The 21002-nt window shown below is 40.7% G+C and carries 18 protein-coding genes; 5 read left to right on the plus strand and 13 right to left on the minus strand.

What is annotated here, in order from left to right; all coding sequences use genetic code 11:
* Position 1: 1 nt before the first annotated feature.
* Together CYP84_RS08120 and CYP84_RS08125 are read right to left on the minus strand one after the other, a co-directional pair.
* Positions 2-772: a polysaccharide deacetylase family protein gene (locus CYP84_RS08120; RefSeq protein WP_103637213.1), complete on the minus strand. Its 771-nt coding sequence runs from the start codon at positions 770-772 to the stop codon at positions 2-4.
* Positions 769-1818: a glycosyltransferase family 4 protein gene (locus CYP84_RS08125; RefSeq protein WP_103637214.1), complete on the minus strand. Its 1050-nt coding sequence runs from the start codon at positions 1816-1818 to the stop codon at positions 769-771. The genes CYP84_RS08120 and CYP84_RS08125 overlap by 4 nt, the downstream gene beginning before the upstream one ends.
* Before the next feature lie 189 nt (positions 1819-2007).
* Here CYP84_RS08125 and CYP84_RS08130 point away from each other — a divergent pair, with 189 nt between their 5' ends.
* Both CYP84_RS08130 and waaF read left to right on the plus strand, forming a co-directional pair.
* A complete protein-coding gene (locus CYP84_RS08130; RefSeq protein WP_103637215.1) occupies positions 2008-3039 on the plus strand; it encodes a glycosyltransferase family 4 protein in 1032 nt (343 codons plus the stop codon).
* Complete coding sequence (gene waaF, locus CYP84_RS08135) at positions 3036-3989, plus strand: lipopolysaccharide heptosyltransferase II (RefSeq protein ID WP_103637216.1); 954 nt, start codon at positions 3036-3038, stop codon at positions 3987-3989. The genes CYP84_RS08130 and waaF overlap by 4 nt, the downstream gene beginning before the upstream one ends.
* Before the next feature lie 44 nt (positions 3990-4033).
* On the opposite strand, the gene CYP84_RS08140 is transcribed toward waaF, so the two are convergent.
* Positions 4034-4291, minus strand: a complete 258-nt coding sequence (locus CYP84_RS08140) for a SelT/SelW/SelH family (seleno)protein (RefSeq protein WP_257639680.1) — start codon at positions 4289-4291, stop codon at positions 4034-4036.
* Between the two features lie 81 nt (positions 4292-4372).
* Between CYP84_RS08140 and CYP84_RS08145 the strand changes: the two genes are divergently transcribed.
* From CYP84_RS08145 to CYP84_RS08155, 3 genes are all read left to right on the plus strand, one after another.
* Positions 4373-4924, plus strand: a complete 552-nt coding sequence (locus CYP84_RS08145; RefSeq protein ID WP_103637217.1) for a DJ-1 family glyoxalase III — start codon at positions 4373-4375, stop codon at positions 4922-4924.
* 224 nt (positions 4925-5148) lie between these two features.
* Positions 5149-5394, plus strand: a complete 246-nt coding sequence (locus CYP84_RS08150; protein WP_009294719.1) for an RNA recognition motif domain-containing protein — start codon at positions 5149-5151, stop codon at positions 5392-5394.
* A complete protein-coding gene (locus CYP84_RS08155) occupies positions 5372-6265 on the plus strand; it encodes a glutamate--tRNA ligase family protein (protein WP_103637218.1) in 894 nt (297 codons plus the stop codon). Before CYP84_RS08150 ends, CYP84_RS08155 begins: the two co-directional genes overlap by 23 nt.
* On the opposite strand, the gene CYP84_RS08160 is transcribed toward CYP84_RS08155, so the two are convergent.
* From CYP84_RS08160 to CYP84_RS08210, 10 genes are all read right to left on the minus strand, one after another.
* Complete coding sequence (locus CYP84_RS08160; RefSeq protein WP_103637219.1) at positions 6251-6958, minus strand: DUF6882 domain-containing protein; 708 nt, start codon at positions 6956-6958, stop codon at positions 6251-6253. The genes CYP84_RS08155 and CYP84_RS08160 overlap by 15 nt on opposite strands.
* Before the next feature lie 15 nt (positions 6959-6973).
* A complete protein-coding gene (gene dnaE / locus CYP84_RS08165) occupies positions 6974-10585 on the minus strand; it encodes a DNA polymerase III subunit alpha (RefSeq protein WP_103637220.1) in 3612 nt (1203 codons plus the stop codon).
* 740 nt (positions 10586-11325) lie between these two features.
* Positions 11326-12177: a universal stress protein gene (locus CYP84_RS08175; protein ID WP_012140217.1), complete on the minus strand. Its 852-nt coding sequence runs from the start codon at positions 12175-12177 to the stop codon at positions 11326-11328.
* 18 nt (positions 12178-12195) lie between these two features.
* Positions 12196-14394, minus strand: a complete 2199-nt coding sequence (locus CYP84_RS08180) for a polyribonucleotide nucleotidyltransferase (RefSeq protein WP_103637222.1) — start codon at positions 14392-14394, stop codon at positions 12196-12198.
* On the minus strand, positions 14384-15082 hold the full coding sequence (locus tag CYP84_RS08185; RefSeq protein ID WP_002941705.1) for a sodium:proton antiporter: 699 nt from the start codon (positions 15080-15082) through the stop codon (positions 14384-14386). The genes CYP84_RS08180 and CYP84_RS08185 overlap by 11 nt, the downstream gene beginning before the upstream one ends.
* 13 nt (positions 15083-15095) lie before the next feature.
* Positions 15096-17258: an LPS-assembly protein LptD gene (locus CYP84_RS08190; RefSeq protein WP_103637223.1), complete on the minus strand. Its 2163-nt coding sequence runs from the start codon at positions 17256-17258 to the stop codon at positions 15096-15098.
* Positions 17251-17700: an RDD family protein gene (locus CYP84_RS08195; RefSeq protein ID WP_103596999.1), complete on the minus strand. Its 450-nt coding sequence runs from the start codon at positions 17698-17700 to the stop codon at positions 17251-17253. The genes CYP84_RS08190 and CYP84_RS08195 overlap by 8 nt, the downstream gene beginning before the upstream one ends.
* Positions 17697-18941 (minus strand): phosphoribosylamine--glycine ligase, encoded by a 1245-nt coding sequence (purD, locus tag CYP84_RS08200; protein WP_103637224.1) that lies wholly within the window; start codon positions 18939-18941, stop codon positions 17697-17699. Before purD ends, CYP84_RS08195 begins: the two co-directional genes overlap by 4 nt.
* A 232-nt stretch (positions 18942-19173) precedes the next feature.
* Positions 19174-19812: a uroporphyrinogen-III synthase gene (locus CYP84_RS08205; protein WP_103637225.1), complete on the minus strand. Its 639-nt coding sequence runs from the start codon at positions 19810-19812 to the stop codon at positions 19174-19176.
* Positions 19805-20965: a multidrug effflux MFS transporter gene (locus CYP84_RS08210; RefSeq protein WP_103637226.1), complete on the minus strand. Its 1161-nt coding sequence runs from the start codon at positions 20963-20965 to the stop codon at positions 19805-19807. Before CYP84_RS08210 ends, CYP84_RS08205 begins: the two co-directional genes overlap by 8 nt.
* Between the last annotated feature and the right edge of the window lie 37 nt (positions 20966-21002).

Consider the following 21002-nt stretch of genomic DNA (forward strand, 5'->3'; position numbering starts at 1 on the left):
TCTAACTCCTAAGAAAAGCATAAATAGATCCCAAAAAGTCATTTTGATAGATAAACATGGTCTTTTTAAGCCACTTTTCGTCGCGTTTTGTCACTATGCGTTTTATCTCCTCTAAGTTGCCATCGGCCTTATTTATGCCGCGTTTTGTAGTGAAAAATGCCTTGTAACCATGCTTTTTAGCAGCACTTAGATACTCATCATTATATTTGCCTCTTGGCCAGCAAAGTGCCTCATCCTCAAAGCCAAAGTTTTTCTTCATAAACTCACGGCAAAGACCAAATTCCTCATCCAAGCTAAGCTGCCCAAAATATCCATCAAAATGCCCGTGCGTATGCGAATGAAAATAAAAGCAGTCCTTCATCTTCTCGATCTGCTCTAAATTTAAGATCACATCTTGCGGCTTACTTGGAGCAAGCCTCTTGCACTCGTTGTGATCAACATTTAAAAAGCTAGCAGGCCTCAACTCATGGGCCTTTTGTGCTGCCTCTATCCAGCCAGTTATTATAAATATATTTGCTTTTAGTCCAAATTCTTTAACGATAGGATAGGCATAGATGTAGTTGTCCATCCAGCCATCGTCAAATGTTATGCAAACACTCTTTTTAGGAACCTCAAGCTCACCCTTTTTGTACGCGATAAATTCATTTATACTTAACGTTTTATAGCCATTTTCGGCTAGAAATTTCATGTGCGATCTAAACTCATCCACGCTACTAGCGATAAATCCGCTCTTTTCAAGCACGTGATGATACATCAAAACTGGTACGCTCATTTTACAAGCTCCATATATAAATTTTGTGTGTTTTCTATCATTTTTTCGATACTAAATGTCTCTTTGACGTACTCTCTGCCAAATTCACCCATCTGATTTCTTAAATTTTCATCTAAAATGAGCCTTTCAAGCACTTTTTTTAGCTCCTCTTTGTTGCCATTTTCAAATAAAAATCCACTTTTGCCATTACTCACTGCCTCGCCAAGACCGCCCACGTCGCTTCCGATAGTAGCTAGCTTACACGAAGATGCCTCGAGTAGCGCCCCACCGATAGCCTCCATGTCTGAAGGTAGCACACAGATATCAAGCGAGCCCAAAAAGTCGCTCACGTCGGTTCTGTTGCCAAGCATGAAGATATTTTTCTTATCTTTTATATACTCGTGTAAATTTTTATTTTGAGGACCGTCGCCCACGATAAAAAGGGCTGATTTTTCTAAATTTAGCTCGCTAAATGCATCGATTAAAAGCTTATGATTTTTAGCAGCTCTTAGCACTGCAACGATGCAAATGCCAACCACATCGTCACTTAGGCCAAATTCTTTTTTCATATTTATCTTAAATTCTGGCGTGTATTTTTGCGTGTCGATGCCTGTGTAGATTTTTAGCACCTTCTCTTTTTTCACACCTCTTTTGATAAGATCAGCGCAAACTGAGTTGCAAACGCCAACCACTTTGGTGCTTAGGTTGTAAGGTATGGGAGAGCTTATAGGCAGCTGCAAATGTCTAGTGCGAACGACGCTAACGCCACAAATTTTGCCCACAAGCGCGCCTATGGTACCGTCTTTGCCTGAGTGAGTTGAGATGATTTTTATATTATTTTGTTTTACAAATTTGCAAATTTTTAAAATTTCAAAGATATTAAAAGATTTTTTGAGGTTAAACTCGACAAATTCGCACTCTATCTGCTTTTCAAGGCTTTTTGAGCCAGAGTTTAGTCCATAAAAAACCTTAAATTTGCTCTTATCTAGCCCATTTATCACACGCTGCGTGCGATGCTCTTGCCCACCAAATCCTAAAGAGCTTTCAAGCTCAAGTATGTTTATCATTATTTTTCCTAGCTTCAATATCGCTTAAATTAGCGATTTTTAGGGCATTATAGCTAAAATTTTTTTAATTTTATTTTTAAGTATTTTACTATTTGTTTTTGATAAAATAAATCCCTTAAAATAAAAATCAAATGCCTTATTAATAATTATTAATACTACTTATCTGGGCACTGGCTTTAGGAGTTATAGATGAAAAAAATAGTATTTTTAAGAACTAATCCAAACGCAGTTGGAGGTGCTGAAAGATACTTAAGAAGGCTTGTTAAGGCCCTAAATGAGCTTGATATCCAAACAGAAATTCGCTCATATCTTGGAGATGCTGGCATATCTTCTTGGAAAAAAGCGCTAAATTTTAACCGCCAAGTAAAACGCCAAAAAAAAGAGGACGAGTTTTACTTTAGCCTAGAGCGAGTAAGCTGCGCCGATATCTACAGGGCAGGAGACGGCGTGCACAAGGTTTATAGGGCAACAAAGAGCTTTTGGTGGCTAAACCCCCTAAATTTCGTCTATCCATACTTAGAGAAAAAGTGCTTTAAAAACTCCCAAAAGATCATCACAAACTCAAATTTCATCAAAGAGCAGATCATCGCGACTTACGGCATAGAGCCTGAAAAGATCACGACCATTTATAACGGCGTAAATTTACCCCAAAGGGTGCAAAAAGCTGAGGCAAAGCTCGCACTTTGTGAGGAATTTGGACTTAAATTTGAGCTTGCGACCCTGCTTTTTGTGGGAAATGGCTTTAAAAGAAAGGGGCTAAAAGAGTTTTTACTCCTTGCTTCAAAGCTAAAAACGCCCGTAAATACGCTCATTGTAGGCAAAGACAAAAACATCTCAAGCTACAAACGCCTAGCTAAAAAACTAGACCTAAACGCCTACTTTGTCGGCGAGCAAAAGAGCACGGCGAAATTTTATGAGGCGAGCGATATTTTTATCTTTCCAACGCACTATGAGCCATTTTCAAATGTCGTACTGGAGGCACTTAGCTTTAAAAACGTGGTCTTTACGACGGCTCAAAATGGCGCTAGCGAGATTTTAGAAGATAAATTTGTGCTTCAAAGCCCAAGTGACGAGAGCGCGCTGGAGTTTATAGATGAAATTCTCACAAACCATGAGCTTTTAGCGAGCCTACAAGAGAAGGCTTACGAGCTTTCTTTAAATTTTAGCATCGAAAAAAACGCCGCTCTTACGCTTGATGTTATAAAAGATGCCTTAAAATGAGAGTTTTTATCGAGCTTCCAACCTGGCTTGGCGATAGCGTGATGGCAAGCGCTGCAATCGAAAATTTAGTGCAAAACGAAAAGAATTTACAAATCGTTTTTTTTGGCTCATTTGTAGCTTGCGAGCTTTACAAAAGCCATCCAAACTGCGAAAAAGTAGTCGTTGATGAGAGCAAAAAGGCTAAATTTAGACTTTTATCTCTTGCAAAAAGTGCAAAAAGTCTTGGCAAATTTGATCTAGCTCTTAGCTTTAGAAGCTCATTTGCTAGTAAATTTTTGCTATTTTTTATAAACGCTAAGAAAAAAGCCATCTTTAAAAAGAGTAAAACCATCCTTCATCAGGTGCTAAAATATGCAAATTTTGTAAAAAATGCCCTTGGCTTGGGCGAAATTTCTACTCAACTAAAGCTACATTTTACACCTCAAATTTCAGCTAAAAAAACACTAGCTCTAAATCCAGGCGCGAGCTACGGAAGTGCAAAAAGATGGTATCCAGAGTACTTTGCACAGGTGGCACTAAATTTTAAAGATGAGTTTGAGATCGTTATCTTTGGTGGCAAAGGCGAGCAAGAAATTTGTGAAAAAATAGAGCAAATTTTAAAAGAAAATGGCGTAGCTTGCCAAAATTTGGCTGGCAAAACCAGTGTCAAAGAGCTTTGCGAGCGCATAGCTGGGCTTAGTAAAAATGGCATTTTCGTCACAAACGATAGCGGCCCTATGCACGTAGCTGCCGCCTTTCATGTGCCAACGATCGCTCTTTTTGGACCGACAAAATTTAGCGAAACCTCGCCATGGGGTAATGAATTTGCAAAGATAGTGCATCTAAATTTAGCTTGCATGCCCTGTATGAAGCGAGTTTGCCCGCTAAAAACGCATGCTTGCATGAAAGAACTCAAGCCACAAATGGTAATAGATGAGATAAATTTACTAAGAAAAGAGAGTGGGATTTAGGCAAAAAAATAAAACGAGGCAGTTGCCTGCCCCGCTAGTTAGCATTAAGCCGACTTTTCTTTGAGATATTTGTTTATAAGAGTTGTGATCTCTTCGCCGTGTGGAAACCTTGACTCATCGTTTCCGATGCGATCCTTTTTAGAAAAGATAACGTTTCCATCAACCTCGACGATGAAATTTCCACCATCTCCTACAACCAACTCGACTCTTGCATCACTAAAGTTCGCTTTTATTTCATCTTCTACACGAGAAGCTACCGGACGATAGTTTCAAGAGTTGCAGTAAATAATTTTTACTTGCATGCTCTGTCCTTTCTTGTGAAATAAGCTTTGATTATATAAAATTTATCCTAACGAACAGATAACACGAGAAAGGACGATTTTATGAAAAAGGTAGCCGTAATCCTAGCTGATGGTTTTGAGGAGATCGAGGCGCTAACCTCCGTCGATGTTTTGCGTAGAGCTGGAGCTATAGCATCTATCGCTAGCTTGAAGGACGCGCAAATCAGGGGTGCTCACAATATAAATGTAAAAGCTGATGTCACACTTCGTGAGGTGAAGGAGCTAGGCTATGATGCGATCGTGCTTCCAGGAGGTCTGCCTGGTGCAGAAAATCTCGCAAATGACGCCAAGCTAAGAGAAATTTTGCAAGAATTTGATAAAAAAGGTAAGCTAATTTGTGCCATTTGTGCCGCTCCTATGGTGCTTGAGCGAGCTCGTGTGCTTAAAGAGCATTTTGTTTGCTATCCTGGCTTTGAAGAAAATGTAAGAAGCGACAAAAGAGGCTACGTGAGCGATAAAAACGTGCTAAAAGATCAAAACATCATCACTGGCAAGGGACCTGCTTTTTCTATGGAATTTGCGCTTTTTATAGTGAAAAATCTGCTTGGCGAAGAGGCTTACCATAAAGTAAAAAATGATTTACTTTATAAATAGTTTATAAAAAAATTGTAATTTTTTATTTAATTATTCTACTTAAACTTAAGGATAAATTTTGTTTAGTGATAGATATTATAATACCTTGCTGTTGCGATTTGTTGCATTTAAGGATATTTTTTAAAAATTTGTAATATTTTTCTTGGTTTTTACATCTTTTTGACGGAAATAAGCTATTATTTCTCTAATCGATCAGATCGATAATTTTTTTAAGGAATAATCCTGTGAACATTTATGTAGGAAATTTGTCGTATAGAACGACAGAGGCAGAGTTGAAGGAAGCTTTTGCACAATTTGGTGAAGTAAGGCGCGCAAAAATCGTAAAAGATAGAGAGACAGACCGCTCAAAGGGCTTTGGCTTTGTTGAAATGGACGACGCGAACGAGGGCCAAAAGGCGATCGACGCACTAAATGAAAAAGAACTTGGCGGACGCACTTTAAGAGTAAATGAGGCTAGACCAAGGGATTAATGACTATTTGCCACCATCTGGTGGCATAGTCTCTCGCATAGCTCCGACGCCAAGTGGCTACCTACACGCTGGCAACGCCTACAATTTCATCTTGACTTATCTTCTGACGCGCTCACTGGGCGGCGTTTTGCACTTAAGGATTGATGATTATGACCTTGGCAGATACCGGCGCGAATTTGTTCAAAATATCTTTGACGTTTTAGAATTTCTGGGGCTTTGCTATGACAAAGGTGCTAAAAGTATAGATGACTTTGAGCAAAATTTTAGCTTCAAAACAAGAGCCAAAAGATACGAAAACGCACTTGAAAAGCTAGGTGAAATTTACATTTGTGAGTGCACAAGAGCTACCAAAGATGCCTATGAAAACGGCATTTACACTAAAATTTGCAAAGATAAAAAGCTAAAATTTATAAAAGACAAAACCGCTATCAGACTAAGCGTGGATGAAAACGACGAGCTTGGCAGGCAAGTGGCAGCGCAGATGGGCGATTTTGTCATTTATAAAAAGGATTTTACCCCAGCTTACAACTTTGCAAGTATCATAGACGATGAGGATATGGGGGTAAATTTAGTCGTTAGAGGCGAGGACTTGCTGCCTTGCACGCTAGCTCAAAGATACCTTGCAAAAAGGCTAAATTTTAGCTTTTTAAATGCTAAATTTATCCACCACAAGCTACTTTTAGACGGAGCTAAAAAGCTCTCTAAAAGCTCGAAATCACCACCTATTGATCTAAGCCAAAATCCTCAAATTTATTACAAAATGGTTGCAAGTGATCTTGGACTAAATTTATGCTCAGCAGACAAAATTTCAAACCTTTTGTATGAATTTAGGCTCAAAAATATGGCTGAATTATTGCTAAATCGCACCTGAAATATTTATAAGTCTATTTAGATCATCAAATTTGAAGCTAAGTTCATCTTTAAGCTTAGCTACTATCTCATCCTTGTTTTCGCTAAATTTTATCTCGCTGCCCAGCAAAAGTCCTTTTATAAAAAGCCTGTGATCTAGCTCATAGGCGCTTATGCACTCATTTACTACGCTAACTACTTCGTTTGCTAAAACTGGCTCTTTAAAGATAGTCTCCGCCCTAAATGCCACGTACGCAGCACCTCCGTCGTAATCAATCTTATAATAGCTTAGCTCCTCGCCAAGCGCCACGCAAGCAACCATGCTGAGCGTATGACCATTTACATTTTCGTCCAGCTCAAACTGCGCCGTGCTAAACGCTTCAAGCCCAAATTTCTCACCAAACTCACGCGCCCTGTTTGCAAGACCAAGCAAGCGCTCATCAAAGCCATTTACATTTTCATAGCCCCAAAGCCAAGTGTTAGACGAAAAGCTCTCAGAGCCGATAAGCTGCATATCAAACTCCTGCTTGTCAAAGCAAATTTTGCCACTTTCAAAGTCAGCCTGCCACTTGCTAGCCTCAACCACTTGCTTAAATAATCTCTTTTGAAGCAGCATCGCTCTGCCAAGACAAGCGCTAAAAAGCTCACTCCAGTTACTTTTATCTATGCCAAGCTCGTCTAAAAAATGGCTCTTTTTTCTAAAAATATCAAACATTTCTCGTCCTTAAATTTACGCCGAAGCAGCGAGTTTTTCTATCTCTTCGCCTACATCATCACTTACGATAAATTCGGTCTTATAGATGAAAATTTCGCCAGTTGCTTCATTTTTTATCTTCAAAATTAGCCGTTTTTGATTATTTGGCGCATTTTTGCTAAAAACTAGCGAGTAAATTTGCTCTAGCTTTTGCCTGCTAAGCTCGCTAAGGCTTAAAAGCACCTCCAGCTCGGCATACTCTCTTACTTTTTGAGGAGCGCTCGCCTCTTCGTTTTTGCTAAATTTAGAGTTTTGCTTTAGCTTTCTTGTCTTAAAGTCTAAATTTTGCGCATCTTCTAGGCTATAAACCTCATTTAAATTTGTCCTTACAAATTGATCGTCGCGCGAGATATTTATCCTAAATGCATAAGGCAGATCGCGTTTTGCCTCGTCTTTTACGATATCTTCGATGTTGCCAAGCTCCCTTTCAAAGACGGCGATCTCGATATTGCCGTGAAAGTCCAGCACATTTATAGTGCCCATTTTTTTGCCGCTTTTTGTGATCCTTGTGTTAAAGTCCTCGATCTTGCCAACCACCAAAATTTCAGCACTTTGCGGCAAGGTCTCAAACTCCGAGCTTAGCGTGTATTTGATCTTATTTATCTCGTCTTTATAGTCATCAAGTGGGTGGCCTGAGAGGTAGATGCCAACGCTCTCTTGCTCAAATTTCAAGATCTGTTTGATGTCAAATTCATCATCTATAGTGACGAAATTTATCTTCACATCATTCATGCTATCATCTTCGCCAAAGAGACTCTCGGCTGCATTTTTACGTATCTGGGCTGCATTTTTGCAAGCTTCTACGATATTTTCTACATTTTGTAAAAGCATCTTTCGACTAAAGCCAAACTCATCGAAGCAGCCAGCTTTAATAAGGCTTTCAAAGACCTTTTTATTGACCTTAAATGGATCGATCCTTGAGACGAAGTCGTCCATGCTCTTAAACTCGCCCTTTGCGTCACGCTCAGCGATGATGTTCTCAATTGCCGCTCCACCAACGCCCTTAATCGCTCCAAGACCAAATATAATGCCGTCGTGATCACCATTTTTAACGACGCTAAATTCTTTGGTTGATTTGTTGATAGATGGTGGCAAAGTATCGATGTTTATGCGTTTTATCTCATCGATGTAGCGAACGATCTTATCGACGTTGCTCTCCTCGCTTGTTAGAAGTGCTGCCATAAATTCAGCCGGATAGTAAGCCTTCAGATAAGCCGTCTGAAATGTGACATAAGCGTAGGCTGCGGAGTGAGACTTGTTAAAGCCATATCCTGCAAATTTAACGATTAGCTCGAAAAGATCATCCGCTTTTTGACCATTTAGCCCTTTTGCCTCAGCACCTTTTACAAACTCTCCCTTTAGCCTATCCATCTCTTCTTTGATCTTTTTACCCATCGCACGGCGCACAAGGTCCGCCCCGCCTAAGCTAAAGCCACCTATGGCTTGCACGATCTGCATGACTTGCTCTTGATAGACGATGACGCCGTATGTTGGCGCAAGGATCGGCTCAAGCTCCTTAAATGCGTATGTTATCTCCGCCTCGCCATGTTTTCTTTTGACGAAGTCATCAAGCATACCACTCTCCATCGGTCCTGGGCGATAAAGTGCCAGCATCGCGACGATATCCTCAAAGCAGTCTGGGCGCAGGCTAGTTCCTAGCTTTCTCATGCCCTCGCCCTCTATCTGAAAGATGCCGATGGCTTGGCCACTTTGTATCATTTTATAAACGCCAGAGTCGTTTTTATCGACCTGCTCCCAGATGATGTCTCTGCCAGTGCGCTGTTTAACGAGCTTGATCGCATTATCGATAACCGTTAGCGTCTTAAGGCCAAGAAAGTCAAATTTTATTAAATCAACGTCTTCAAGATATTTGAGGCTATACTGAGTGACAAAGCGATCTTCTGGGCTGTTTGGTTGGCGAAATAGCGGGGTTTTGTTCCAAAGCTCTTCGTTTGAGATGACAACGCCTGCTGCGTGCTGGCCGGCGTTTCTGTTTAGCCCCTCAAGATCAAGAGCAAATTTCCAAATTTTAGCCGCCTTTGGGTTTTGGCTTATTAGTTCAGCTATCTTTGGCTCTTTCTCGTAGGCGTCTTTTAGCGTGATGTTAAGCTCATCAGGGATAAGCTTTGCCATCGCATCAGCCTCCGCATAAGGCATGTCGCAGACTCTAGCGACATCTCTAATGACACCTTTTGCGAGCAATTTACCAAATGTAATAACGCCAGCAACGTTAAATTTGCCGTATTTTTGCGTGACATAGTCGATGATCTCGCCGCGCCTGCTCTGGCAAAAATCCACGTCGATATCTGGCATGCTAACGCGCTCTGGATTTAGAAATCTCTCAAAAAGCAGGTTGTATGGGATAGGATCAAGGTCGGTGATCTTTAGCGAGTAAGCGACCAGGCTACCAGCCGCAGAGCCACGTCCTGGACCAACTGGCACGCCTCTGCGCTTGGCTTCGTTGATGAAGTCCCAAACGATCATCATATATCCTGGGAAATTCATCTTATTGATGATGCCGATCTCTATCTCAAGGCGCTTTCTATACTCTTCGTGTAAATTTTCAGGGACAAATTTCAGCCTCTCTTCAAGACCCTTTCTGCACTCATGCTCAAAAAATACAGCGTCATTTTTGAAGCTATATCTGTTTTCTGGCTCTGGAAGGGTCAAATTTCTCTCCTTGGCACACTCAAGAGTAAATTTAAAATTTGGCGGAGTTGGGTTGCCAAGCTTGATCTCAAGATTGCACTTATCCACGATCTCTTGGGTATTTTCTATCACTTCAGGGATGTCTAAAAATAGCTCGTTCATCTGCTCTTTGCTTTTGACAAAAAACTCATGGACGCTGTGGCGAAGTCGGTTTGGATCGTCTAAGGTTTTGTTCATCGCGATGCACATGAAAACCTCGTGCGCAGCGGCTCTTTCTTTAAAAGTGTAGTGGGTGTCGTTTGTAGCGATGACCTTGATGCTAGTCTCTTTTGCGATACGCAAAATGTCATCGTCTATACGCCTTTGATCGCCGATGCCGTGGCGCATGATCTCAAGGTAAAAGTCATCGCCAAAAATTTCTTTATACTCAAGCGCGACCTCTTTTGCCCGCTCGTAGCCTTTAGCACCAAATTTAACGTTACGCTCGCTTAAATTTAGATGCCAGCTCACCTCGCCCTGCAAGCAAGCAGAGCTGCAAACTAGGCCCTCGCTGTGCTCTTTTAAGATTTTTTTATTGATACGAGGATAGTAGTAAAAGCCCTCAATGTAGCTCATGGAGCTTAGATACATCAAATTTTTATAGCCGGTCTCGTTTTTGGCGATTAATATGAGGTGAAAGCGCTGTTTGGTGCTCTTGTCATCGAGCTGCTCGCCGTTATGCACGTAAGCTTCGATGCCAATTAGCGGTTTTATCCCATTTTTTTTCATCTTTTTGTAAAAATCAATCGCGCCAAACATGTTGCCGTGATCCGTGATCGCTGCTGCCGTGTCGCCTCTGTCATGGAGCGTATGAGCTAGCTCTTCTATCTTGTTGGCTCCGTCTAGTAGGGAGTATTCGGTGTGTAAATGTAGGTGTGTAAAGCCAGAATTTTCACTCATTTTTTATCCTTTTTAATGAGCAGATTTTACAAAATTTTGGCTAATAAGGCGCTTGATAAAAGCTTAATGATAGCTTTAAAATTTAGAGAATTTTCAGTCTGTGGCAAGAGCAAAGCGCGGGATCAAGCTGTCACGCTGCGCTATTTAACGTTTGAGAAATTTTAAAATTAGAGCTGGCAAATCACATTATCAAATTTAATATCGATAAAATTTTAAACCGCATGCGTTGCACTAGCAAAATCGCATGCAGTTAAAAAACTCGAGCAAATTTTAAAATTTCATGAGCGAGTAATTTCGGCTCTAAAATTTGAGCTAAGTTGTAAGCGAAGCCAAATTTTAGTAGCCAATTATTGCGAGTGAATGAAAGTTTTAAAATTTAAAAGATAGCTTGATTAAATTTGTAAATTTCTTTTTATTCAAAAGGGAGACAAGGGGACTCGAGTTACGGTCTGCTCGCAGTTACGAGACGAAGTCGAAGTAAAGACGTCCCCTTATCCCCCTTTTTAAATCCCCCAAACCCCTCGCACATTCAAGGTGGCATGCTTCAGTGCTTCGCACTGCATGCGTTCTATTCAAAAAAGCCTCCATCAAATTTTAAAATTTATGAGCGAGTAATTTCGGCTCTAAAATTTGAGCTAAGCACTAAACGAAGCCAAATTTTAGTAGTCAATTCTTAGGGGTGAATGGAGTTTTAAAATTTGCAAAATAATAAATTAGATCGCGGACCAAGCCGCAATCCATTATAGATAAACTGGGATATTTGTATGTTCTAAGAAAAATCTTGATGTTCCGCCAAGGACCATCTCCATTAGTCCGTTTTCGCCGTATCTGCTGGCTACGATGAGATCCGCATTTCTATCATTTGCAGCTTTTAAAAGTGCCTCGCCAGGTATCGTTGTAGTTGCTATAACTTCAAAACTAGCACTGATATTATGAACCTTAAAGTACTCTTCAAGTTTTTTAAGATTTAGTTCGGCGTTATCGCCAAGACTTGCTTTTGAAGTGATACACTGAACCTTTTTTGCGCTCTTTAAAAGATCGATCGCTCCAGTTAGGGCTCTTGAGCTTTGAGTCGTTCCTGTCCAGCTTACAAGGATGTTATCAGCCCTAAATTCACGCATCTTCCTAGGGATAACGATCGCATTTTTGCCACTTTTTAAAACAGCTGACTCAAATGTGCCAGTGATCTTGCCATCAAGTGGCACTGCAGCTACGACTAGATCGCAAAATTTACTCTCTTGCTCGACTATGGCGCTTCTTTTTCCATTATGGATCGTGAAATTTGCAGTGCAGACATCTTCGATGACCTCGTCGCTCACCTTTATGCCTAGCTCGGCGCAAATTTTATTAAAAAGCTTTTCGTTCTCTTCGTGCTCAACCGCAAGCTCTGATTTGGCTGATTTTAAAAATTCCTCAAAAAGCACTCCACCACGAAGCGTCATTTTCATATTATAAACCACGCTTGGATCTAGTTGGCAAGTGAGGATCTCCATGTGAGCTTTAAACCATTGTGCAACCTTTAAAGCACCATAAATTCTTGGCTCGATATCGTCCCCTGCTCCTATTGGAAAAAGCAACTTTTTGTATTTCATCATCTATCCTTTAAAAATTTATTCAACCAAAGAGAGCGAAATTTTGTTTCCTTTTTGCTCGCTCACACACACTTTTACCTGATCGCCTACGTTTAATGGGCTCTTTATCTTTGAGATATGAAGCAGACCATCAACACCGTCTTTTAGCTCGATAAATACTCCAAAATCAACCACGCTTTTTACGCTTCCAAGAAACTCATCTCCGATATTAAATGTCGGTTTTACACGGTCTTTGTCGTGTTTAAACGGCTTTTTGCCAAACGAGCGAGAGTTTTCCTTTGAAGTGATAGAGATGATGTAGTCTTTTGCTGCATCGACGTTTTTCTTAGCGCCGCCTGCGATTTTGACCTCGCCTTTTTCTCTATCAAGGTCGATCGAAACTTCAAATTTCTCGATGATCTCTTTTATAGTCTTGCCAGCTTGACCGATGATATCTACGATCTTGCTTGGATCAACGCTAAATAGCTCAAGTTTTGGCAATACATCCTCGTTTATCTCTATATTTTTATCAGCCTGTGTCATTAGAGCAAGGATGTGCTCTCTGCCGCGTTTTGCTTGATAAAGCGCCTCTTTTAGCACTTCTAGGCTGATGCCTCCAAGCTTGATGTCCATCTGAAGCGCTGTGATGCCATCACTTGTGCCAGCAACTTTAAAGTCCATATCGCCGTCGTGGTCTTCAAGCCCCATGATATCAGTTAAAACAGCGTGTTTTTCACCTTCAAATATAAGACCCATCGCAACACCAGCGACTAGTTTTTGGGTATTGACCCCAGCTGCTCTAAGTGCGAGCGAACCACCGCAAACGCTAGCCATAGAGCTTGAGCCGTTACTCTCTAAAATTTCTGAAACGACCCTTATCGTATATGGAGAAGCTAAATCGATGCTTGGAGCAAGGGCACGCTTAGCTAAATTGCCATGTCCAAGCTCACGTCTGCCAGGAGCTTTAAGTGGGCTTGCCTCGCCGACGCTAAAGCCTGGGAAGTTGTAGTTAAACATAAATTTCTCAACCAAAGGAGCTTTTTCAGTTAGGATGTCATACATCTGAGCATCACTATCTGTGCCAAGAGTGGCGACAACCAGCGCCTGAGTTTGACCCCTTGTAAAGAGGCATGAGCCGTGAGCGTTTGGAAGGACATTTGTCTCGATGCTAATAGGTCTAACCTCTTCAAGCCCGCGTCCGTCGGCTCTAACGCCCTCGTTTATGATCTGCTCTCTTACTATTTTCTTTTTATATTTGCCAAGGACATTTGAGATGACAGCCTCGTCCCAGCCCTCTTTTTGAGCTACCTCATCGCTTGAAATTTGTTTAGCGATCTTGCCAAGCTCGCTTGCACGCTCGCTCTTTGCCATTTGATTGATCGCGTTTTTAACCTCTGCTTTATAAAATTTATCGATGTAAATAGCGATATTTTCGTTTTCTATCTCTGGTTTTAGCTCAAGTGTGGCATCCTCTTTTTTATGCTCTTTAAACGCCTCTTCATAAGCGCTGCTAGCTCTTAGTATAGCCTTGCCAGCAAAGTCGATCGCCTCAACCATCTTATCTTCACTAAATTCATTCATCACTTGCTTTTGCGCCATGCTATCGCTTAGGCTAGGATCTATCATCGGCTCGATCGCTACCATCGGTATGAGCTGCGTAGTTTGCTGAGGCAAGCTTCTCATCTCGATCATCAAAAGCTCATCTTTTGTACCAGCAACGTAAAGATCGATCGCGCTTTGTTTTAGCTCAGAGTTGCTTGGATTGATAACAAATTTATCATCTATGTAGCCAACCCTTACGCCACAAACTGGGCGATTTACAGGGATGTCGCTAAGGTAAAGTGCAACTGAAGCCGCATTTAGGCTCACAACTTGTAAATCAACCTCAGGATCAGCTGAAAGCACCATGACAACGATCTGTGTTGGGTATGCGTAGCCTTTTGGAAAAAGTGGGCGAAGTGATCTATCTATGATGCGAGCTGTTAGCGTCTCAAAGTCGCCTGGCTTGGTCTCGCGCTTGACGTAACCACCTGGGATTTTACCAGCAGCGTAAGCTTTTTCGATGTATTGCACTGTTAGAGGCAAAAAGTCCTCTTCAACTTGCACATCTTCTCTTGTCACAGTTGCTAAAACTACGGTGTTTTTCACCCTTAAAAGCACTGCCCCACTAGCTTGTTTAGCTACTTTATTAAGGTCAAAAATTTCGACCTGATTATTGACTTCTATACTATATTGCATTATTTTTATCTCCTTGTTGTTTTTGTAACGGTAAATAGTGAGGGCTCTCTTCTAATATCGACATGATGCGCTCGCTCGTAGCCTCGATCTTTTTCTCGTAATACGAATCCACATCGATAAAATCAACGATCTTGTTTATCGTGTAAATTTCATCGACCATATCATTTAAATTTGCAAAGACATCAGTGGCTATCATCGGCGTTGCGTATGAGATGGATTTTACCTTCACATCAAGCAGCGTCTTTATACAGATGAGTGCCGTCATGCCAGTCTCACACCCCTCATCGATCAGTAAAATATTCTTGCCCTTTAGCTCTCCTATCAAATTTCCTTTTCTATATTTATAGACATTTTTTAAAATTTTCTCTTCATATTTTCTATGTGCTTCGCCGTAGATGTAGTCATAGCTTATGTTAAAAGCTTTTATAAGAGGGTCGTTTAGCACGATATCTTCTGTTTCGCTAACTATCGCTACGTCGCATTCGCTGTTGTTTGGCGCAGGGATTGGCTCGCTAAAGAGCATCTCGTAGCTCAAATTTAACCCCCTGCAAACCACATCAGTCAGGATAACTGACTCAAGCGACATGCAAAGAACTATCGTCTTAGCGTCATTTAGCTCTTTTTTTGGCAAGATCTCGATGAGCTTGTTAGCTGCATCTAGTTGATCTTTAAATTTAACGCTTGCCATTTATCTAGCCATCTTATTTGCTACTTGATGAAGTGGTGCTGCTTTGTGAAAAATCATAGTGCAAGCCGCCCATCGGATAGAAATTTATAGTAAAGTAGATGCCGCTTTTCTTAGTTGAGGCTGAGCCATTTGTCGTTGTTGTTGGCTCGACATCGTGTTGATAAATTAGCCCGTAGTTCCAGCACTTCCTTTGATGAAGTATGCCAACTCTCCAGCTCTTTGTGTAGCTTCTCTCAAGGTCGTATTGCCAGCCGCCAATTAGGCTATATTGATGCGGAAGTTTTACACCAGCACTGCTGGTAAAGTAGCTATCTTTTGTTGCACTATTTTTAGCCTTGCTGTCGCTCTTTTTCATCGTGTGGAGCATATTTATCCAAAATAGATCGTGCGTATAGTAAAGTCCGTTTTGCACCTTTTTAAGCTCTCTATCTTTGTGTGAGTACTCAAGCTTGTTGTAAACGCTAAAATTCTCAAACGGATATAGGTAGATAGCATTTTTTAAATTTGAATACTCATCATCTTTTGTGTAGTAGCCTTGTGAGATGCTGTGTTTGACAACCTTTCTGCCACTGCCGTTAAAGAAATACTGCGTCAAATAGCCAGAAACCTCTTCTTTACTTTGATCTTGAGCTAAGAAATTTTCATACTCATTTAGATCTTTGTCATAGATAAACTCGTCGTCTAAATTTCCTTTTCTATACCCTGGTAGCAAATATTCAGCACCAAAATTTAAAGTGTGATAAAAGCTCTCATACGCCTTTGCAAGGTCTGTGTGAAGAGCAAATTTATGGTAGTTATTTACAAAATTTGCGTGCTTATCTTCTCTTTTGTCATCAAATGAATTTATCTTGTTTTCGTAGTTTATCCTTGAAGCGTAAAGGTACTCATAAAATGAAAATGTTAGGCTATCATCAAACAGTGGCACATGTACTGAAGTTGGTAAAGTAAATTCATACTGAGTTGCTCTAACGCCTATCTTTCTATCATATCTATGCGATTGAAGATCGATTGAATATAAGATATTTGGCAAGACTATATCGTCTGTAAATTTATGATACTGAAGCGATGGAAGCTCTTGAAGCGTATCTTTGTTTTCGTTCTTTGAGCCGATCTTTTCGGTATCTATGTAGTATTTCGCATAGGCGCCAAAGTAGTGATCGTCATTTGCTATGAAGTAGTTAAATTTAGAGGTCACAAGTGAGTCGTAGTCATCGTCTCTGCCCTTTAAATTTAGATAGTCTATATCATTTAGCTTGGTTGCATCTATCCACATGCCCTCTTGCAGATCGGCCTCGCTAAGGTATTTTATGAGTTTATCTCTTTCATATTTTAGCCCGACACCTTTGTGAGTTTTGTTTTTTAGCTCAGCTCTGTTTGAAGTCTCGCTTTTTTGCTTGGCTCGGTAGCTGTTTTTATCAGTAAATGAACCAAAGCTGATCTCACCTCTTGAATCAGGCGAATCAGTAAATCTAAAAGCACCGTAAATTCCAGCGCCCCTGTTTGTTCTTATCTGCGGATCAAACTCTAGATCCCACTCATTATAAGGCGCAAAATATACTGGCTGCTTATAGTAAAAACCCTCTGACTTGCCGTATCCTAGCTCTGGCGGCAAAAGACCTGTCCTTCTTGTGGTATCAGTTGAGAAGCCAAAGTATGGCAGGTAAAAGACTGGCACATTCGCTATGCGAAAGACTGGGTTAAAAAGGTGCAAAAATTTACTCTGTTTATTTAGCATGGCTGAGCTTGAAGTGATGCTCCAGTCAGGATCTTGGACATTACAGCTTGAAACCATAGCCTTTCTTACTCTGTAATACTCGCTATCAGAGCTGCTCTCGTCGCTTCTCATCCACACTTCCATGTCTTTGTTCATCATAAAGAGTGACTCAAAGGCAGCGTTGTTGTTTTTCAAATTTAGCTTGGCGTAGTTTGAGCGAGAGACCTCGTCTTTACCCTTCATCATATTGACATTGCCAAAAAGCTCGATGACGGAGCTATTTTGATCATAGACAGCGCAATCAGCCGTAACAAGATACTCTTGCGAATATACAACGACATTTTTATTTGCCGTTACGATGCCCTTATCTTGCTTCACATCATCAGCCAATAGCTGCACATCTTGCACTGCTGCACTTAAACTAAAAACACAAACCGGAATTAAAAATAAAATTTTACGCATTTATCACCACTGTTTTTGCTATTTTGTCTTGCCACGTCTGCCTTGCAGGGTTTGAAAGTGCCCACGCAAAGCCAAGATAAAAACAAGCTTCACTAACTATCCTAAATATCGCCCTAACAAGACTTTGAGTTAAATTTGGCTTATCTAAAATTTCTACATTTATACACATAGTCTTTGTTATCATCTGCCCGGGGCTTGCACCATAATACCAAACAAAAAATGTGTGATAGATGACTTTTAAAGCGACCACTTGCCAAAATAAATTTAATACTAAATTTCTAGCATCATCATAGTTAGTGCTAGTAGAAAGAGGCTCCCAATAGATGATCATAAAAAGAAACGAAACTATGATCTCATCGATAGAAAACGCCATAATCCTCTTAGCAAAAGGAGCAAGTGAAATTTCTTCGTTTTGAAGCTTCTCTTCTATCTGCATACTCATTTTAGAGCCTGCCACGCGATATCTCTTCTAAAGTGTACTCCGTCAAATTTGACATTTTCGCAAAGCTCATAGGCCTTATCACGTGCCTCTTTTATGCTCTTTGCAGTCGCCACGCAGACTAGCACTCTACCCCCATCTGCGTAAATTTCATCACCTTCTTTGCTCACACCTGCGTAAGCTATATGGGCGTCTTTTACATCATTTAAAACTGAAATTTTAGCCTTTGGGCTGCTTTTATACGGATAGTTTTTGCTAGACATCACGACGCCAACAGCAAATTCATCTTTTAAGCTGATAGGCTTTAGCTCGCCTTTTGCAGCATTTAGTAAAATTTCGCTCAAATTTCCGTCGATTAATGGCATCAAGACCTCGCACTCAGGATCGCCAAATCTCACGTTAAACTCAAGCACATAAGGCTCATTTTTCACGATCATCAGCCCCACAAAAAGCACTCCACAAAACGGACTACCCTCGTTTTTCATCCCTTTTAAAGTTGGCTTTACAACCTCTTCTTCGACCCTTTTTATCAGCTCTTTTGAAGCAAGCGGACTTGGAGCGTAAGCGCCCATGCCACCAGTATTTGGACCCTCGTCGTTATCGAGTAGGCGTTTGTGGTCTTGCGCCACTGGCAAGCTTACAAAATTTTCGCCGTCACAAATGGCAAAAAAGCTAAGCTCAAAGCCGTCCAAAAACTCTTCAACCACCACAAATTTACCAGCATCACCAAAGCTAGCCCCACTTAGCATGTCACTAACTGCCTCTTTGGCTTCTTCTTTGGAATTTGCGATGATCACGCCTTTTCCAGCGCAAAGCCCATCAGCCTTTACGACCATCGGAGCGCTTAGGGTATCGATAAATTTAAATGCTTTTTCTTTATCGTCTGTGTTTAAATATTTTGCAGTTTTTATATTATTTCTAGCTAAAAAGTCCTTCATATAGGCCTTGCTAGCTTCAAGTCTGGCTGCTGCTTTGCTTGGTCCAAAGATGAGCAAACCCTCTTTTTTAAATATATCCACTACGCCTTCGCTAAGTGGCGCTTCAGGTCCCACGATAGTTAGCTCGATACTATTTTTTTTGGCAAAATTTGCTAGCTCATGAAAGTCTTTTATGTTTAAATTCTCACCAAGGCGTGAGGTCGCACCATTTCCAGGCGCAAAGTATAAATTTATATTTTTTTCACTTTTTAGTTTTAGAGCAATGGCGTATTCGCGGCCGCCACTTCCTATTATGAGAATGTTCATATTATCTCCGTAAATTTAAAAACCCAAGTGGGCGTCGCATAGAAGAGTGGCCCATAAACAAAGCCAATCTTGCAAATAGATGGATACCAAAAGGTTGCAACTTCTCGCTGTTTAAGGCTCAAACGAAGCCACATCGCAAGGCACCCATACCTTTTCGCTAACAAAAAAGTGTTGGACCCCGTAAAATGCTGACTCGCTTCACTCAGGCAATAAAATTATATAAATTCTTTGCTTAAAGTAACGTTTTGGCAAGTGCGATACAAGCGTTTATATCTTGACTTTGACTAACAAGTGGCGTGCTAAATTTTAGCTCTTTTGCAGTTACCTTTCCTATGCTTATCGTCTGATAGCTCTCATCCCAGCCAAAGTTAGTTAGAAAATTTCTCACATTTATCGGAGATGCGAAGATCAAAATGCTATTTTTTGGCGGTTTTAGCTCCATTTTGCAAGGATTTAAGACATTTTCATAGGCAACGACCGCCTTTATATTTACGCCACCATTTTGTAAAATTTCTAAGAAATTTGAAGCACTATCTTTGCCTTTTAGATAAAGAACCTTTTTGCCATTTAAAAGTGGCAAAATTTCTCTTGCAAAGTCATCTCCATGAGCATTTTGCCCAGTGTAAATTTCACTAAAACCAAACTCTCTTGCAGCCGCTGCACAACTACTTGCTATGGCAAAAACTGGTAAATTTATAGGTGAAATGCCATTAAATTTTAAAGCCTTAAAGGCATTTTTGGAGGTTGCCACAAGTGCGTCAAATTCGCTTAAATTTATCTCAAATTTCAAAAACTCTATCTTGCTAACGCTTAAATTTACAACGCTCTCATCGGCTGTTTTTGTGTTTGAGACAAGATAAATTTTACGCAACTCTTTTTAGCCCTAAAAATGAGATAAAGGCAAGCACGCTGCAAGTTAAAATGGCTATTGAAGTCGAGTAAAAAATGTCGCCAAGACCAACTAGTGGCGAGATGATGCCACCCAAGAAAAATGGGCAAAATCCAAGCACCGCTGAGGCTGAGCCCGCGTATTCTCTGCCCTCATTCATCGCGAGTGATGAGGCCGTTGGTAAGATAAAGCCAGTAAAGAGCAAAAGCAAGAAAAATGCGATGATAACGCCGATCACTTCAAATTTAAAGCAAAGCACAAACGCTATAAAAATGCTAGCAAACAAGGTGCCAAAAAGACCAGTTTTTAGCGCTTTTCGTTCATTTAGCAAGCTTGCAAGCCTAGCACCTATGACGATGGCTAGGCCATTTGCCGCAAAGCAAAAGCTATAACTTACTGGGCTTAGTAGGTAAAACTCTTGTAGGATAAAAGAAGATGCCGCGATATAGGCAAACATCGCAGCCATCGTAAATGTCTGGATCGCAATAAATAGCATAAATTTCTTTTTTCTTAAAATTTTGCCAAAGACGCTGTAGGTCTGAAGCAAAGGCACTTTTAGGCGGTTAGCAGGGCTTAGGCTCTCTTTGAAGTAAAAATTTGCGATAAATAGCAAAATGCCGATGATCGTTAGCGCCATAAAGATGCCGCGCCAGTCGGTAAATTTAAGCAGCAAGCTGCCGCCTATGGGCGAAAATATCGGAGCAAGACCATTTACAACCATCATCAAACTAAAAAATTTAGTCATCTCGTGACCCTTGTAAAGGTCGCTCACAACGGCTCTTGAGATAACCAGACTGCCCGCACTTGCAAGCCCTTGGATGATGCGCATAAAGATAAAAAACTGGATATTTTGCGCAAAAAATATAAAAATCGTGCTTATCGTGTAGATGATGAGCGAGATGGTAAGTGGCGTTTTTCGCCCAAATTTATCGCTGATTGGACCAACTATTAGCTGGCCTATCGCAAGGCCTGCCATCGAGGTTGTAAGAGTTAGCTGGGTTGCTGAAACGCTTGTGCCAAACCACTCAGTTATGGCTGGAAGTGCTGGCAGGTAAAGATCTGTGACAAATGGGCCAAATGCCGAAAGCGCGCCCAAAAATAATAGTAAAAATAGTTTGGAATTTTCTTTTTTCATAGCTCTTCTTTAAATTTTAAAGGGATTATATTATGAC

The sequence above is a fragment of the Campylobacter concisus genome, assembly GCF_002912425.1.
GTDB classification, from domain to species: domain Bacteria; phylum Campylobacterota; class Campylobacteria; order Campylobacterales; family Campylobacteraceae; genus Campylobacter_A; species Campylobacter_A concisus_AH.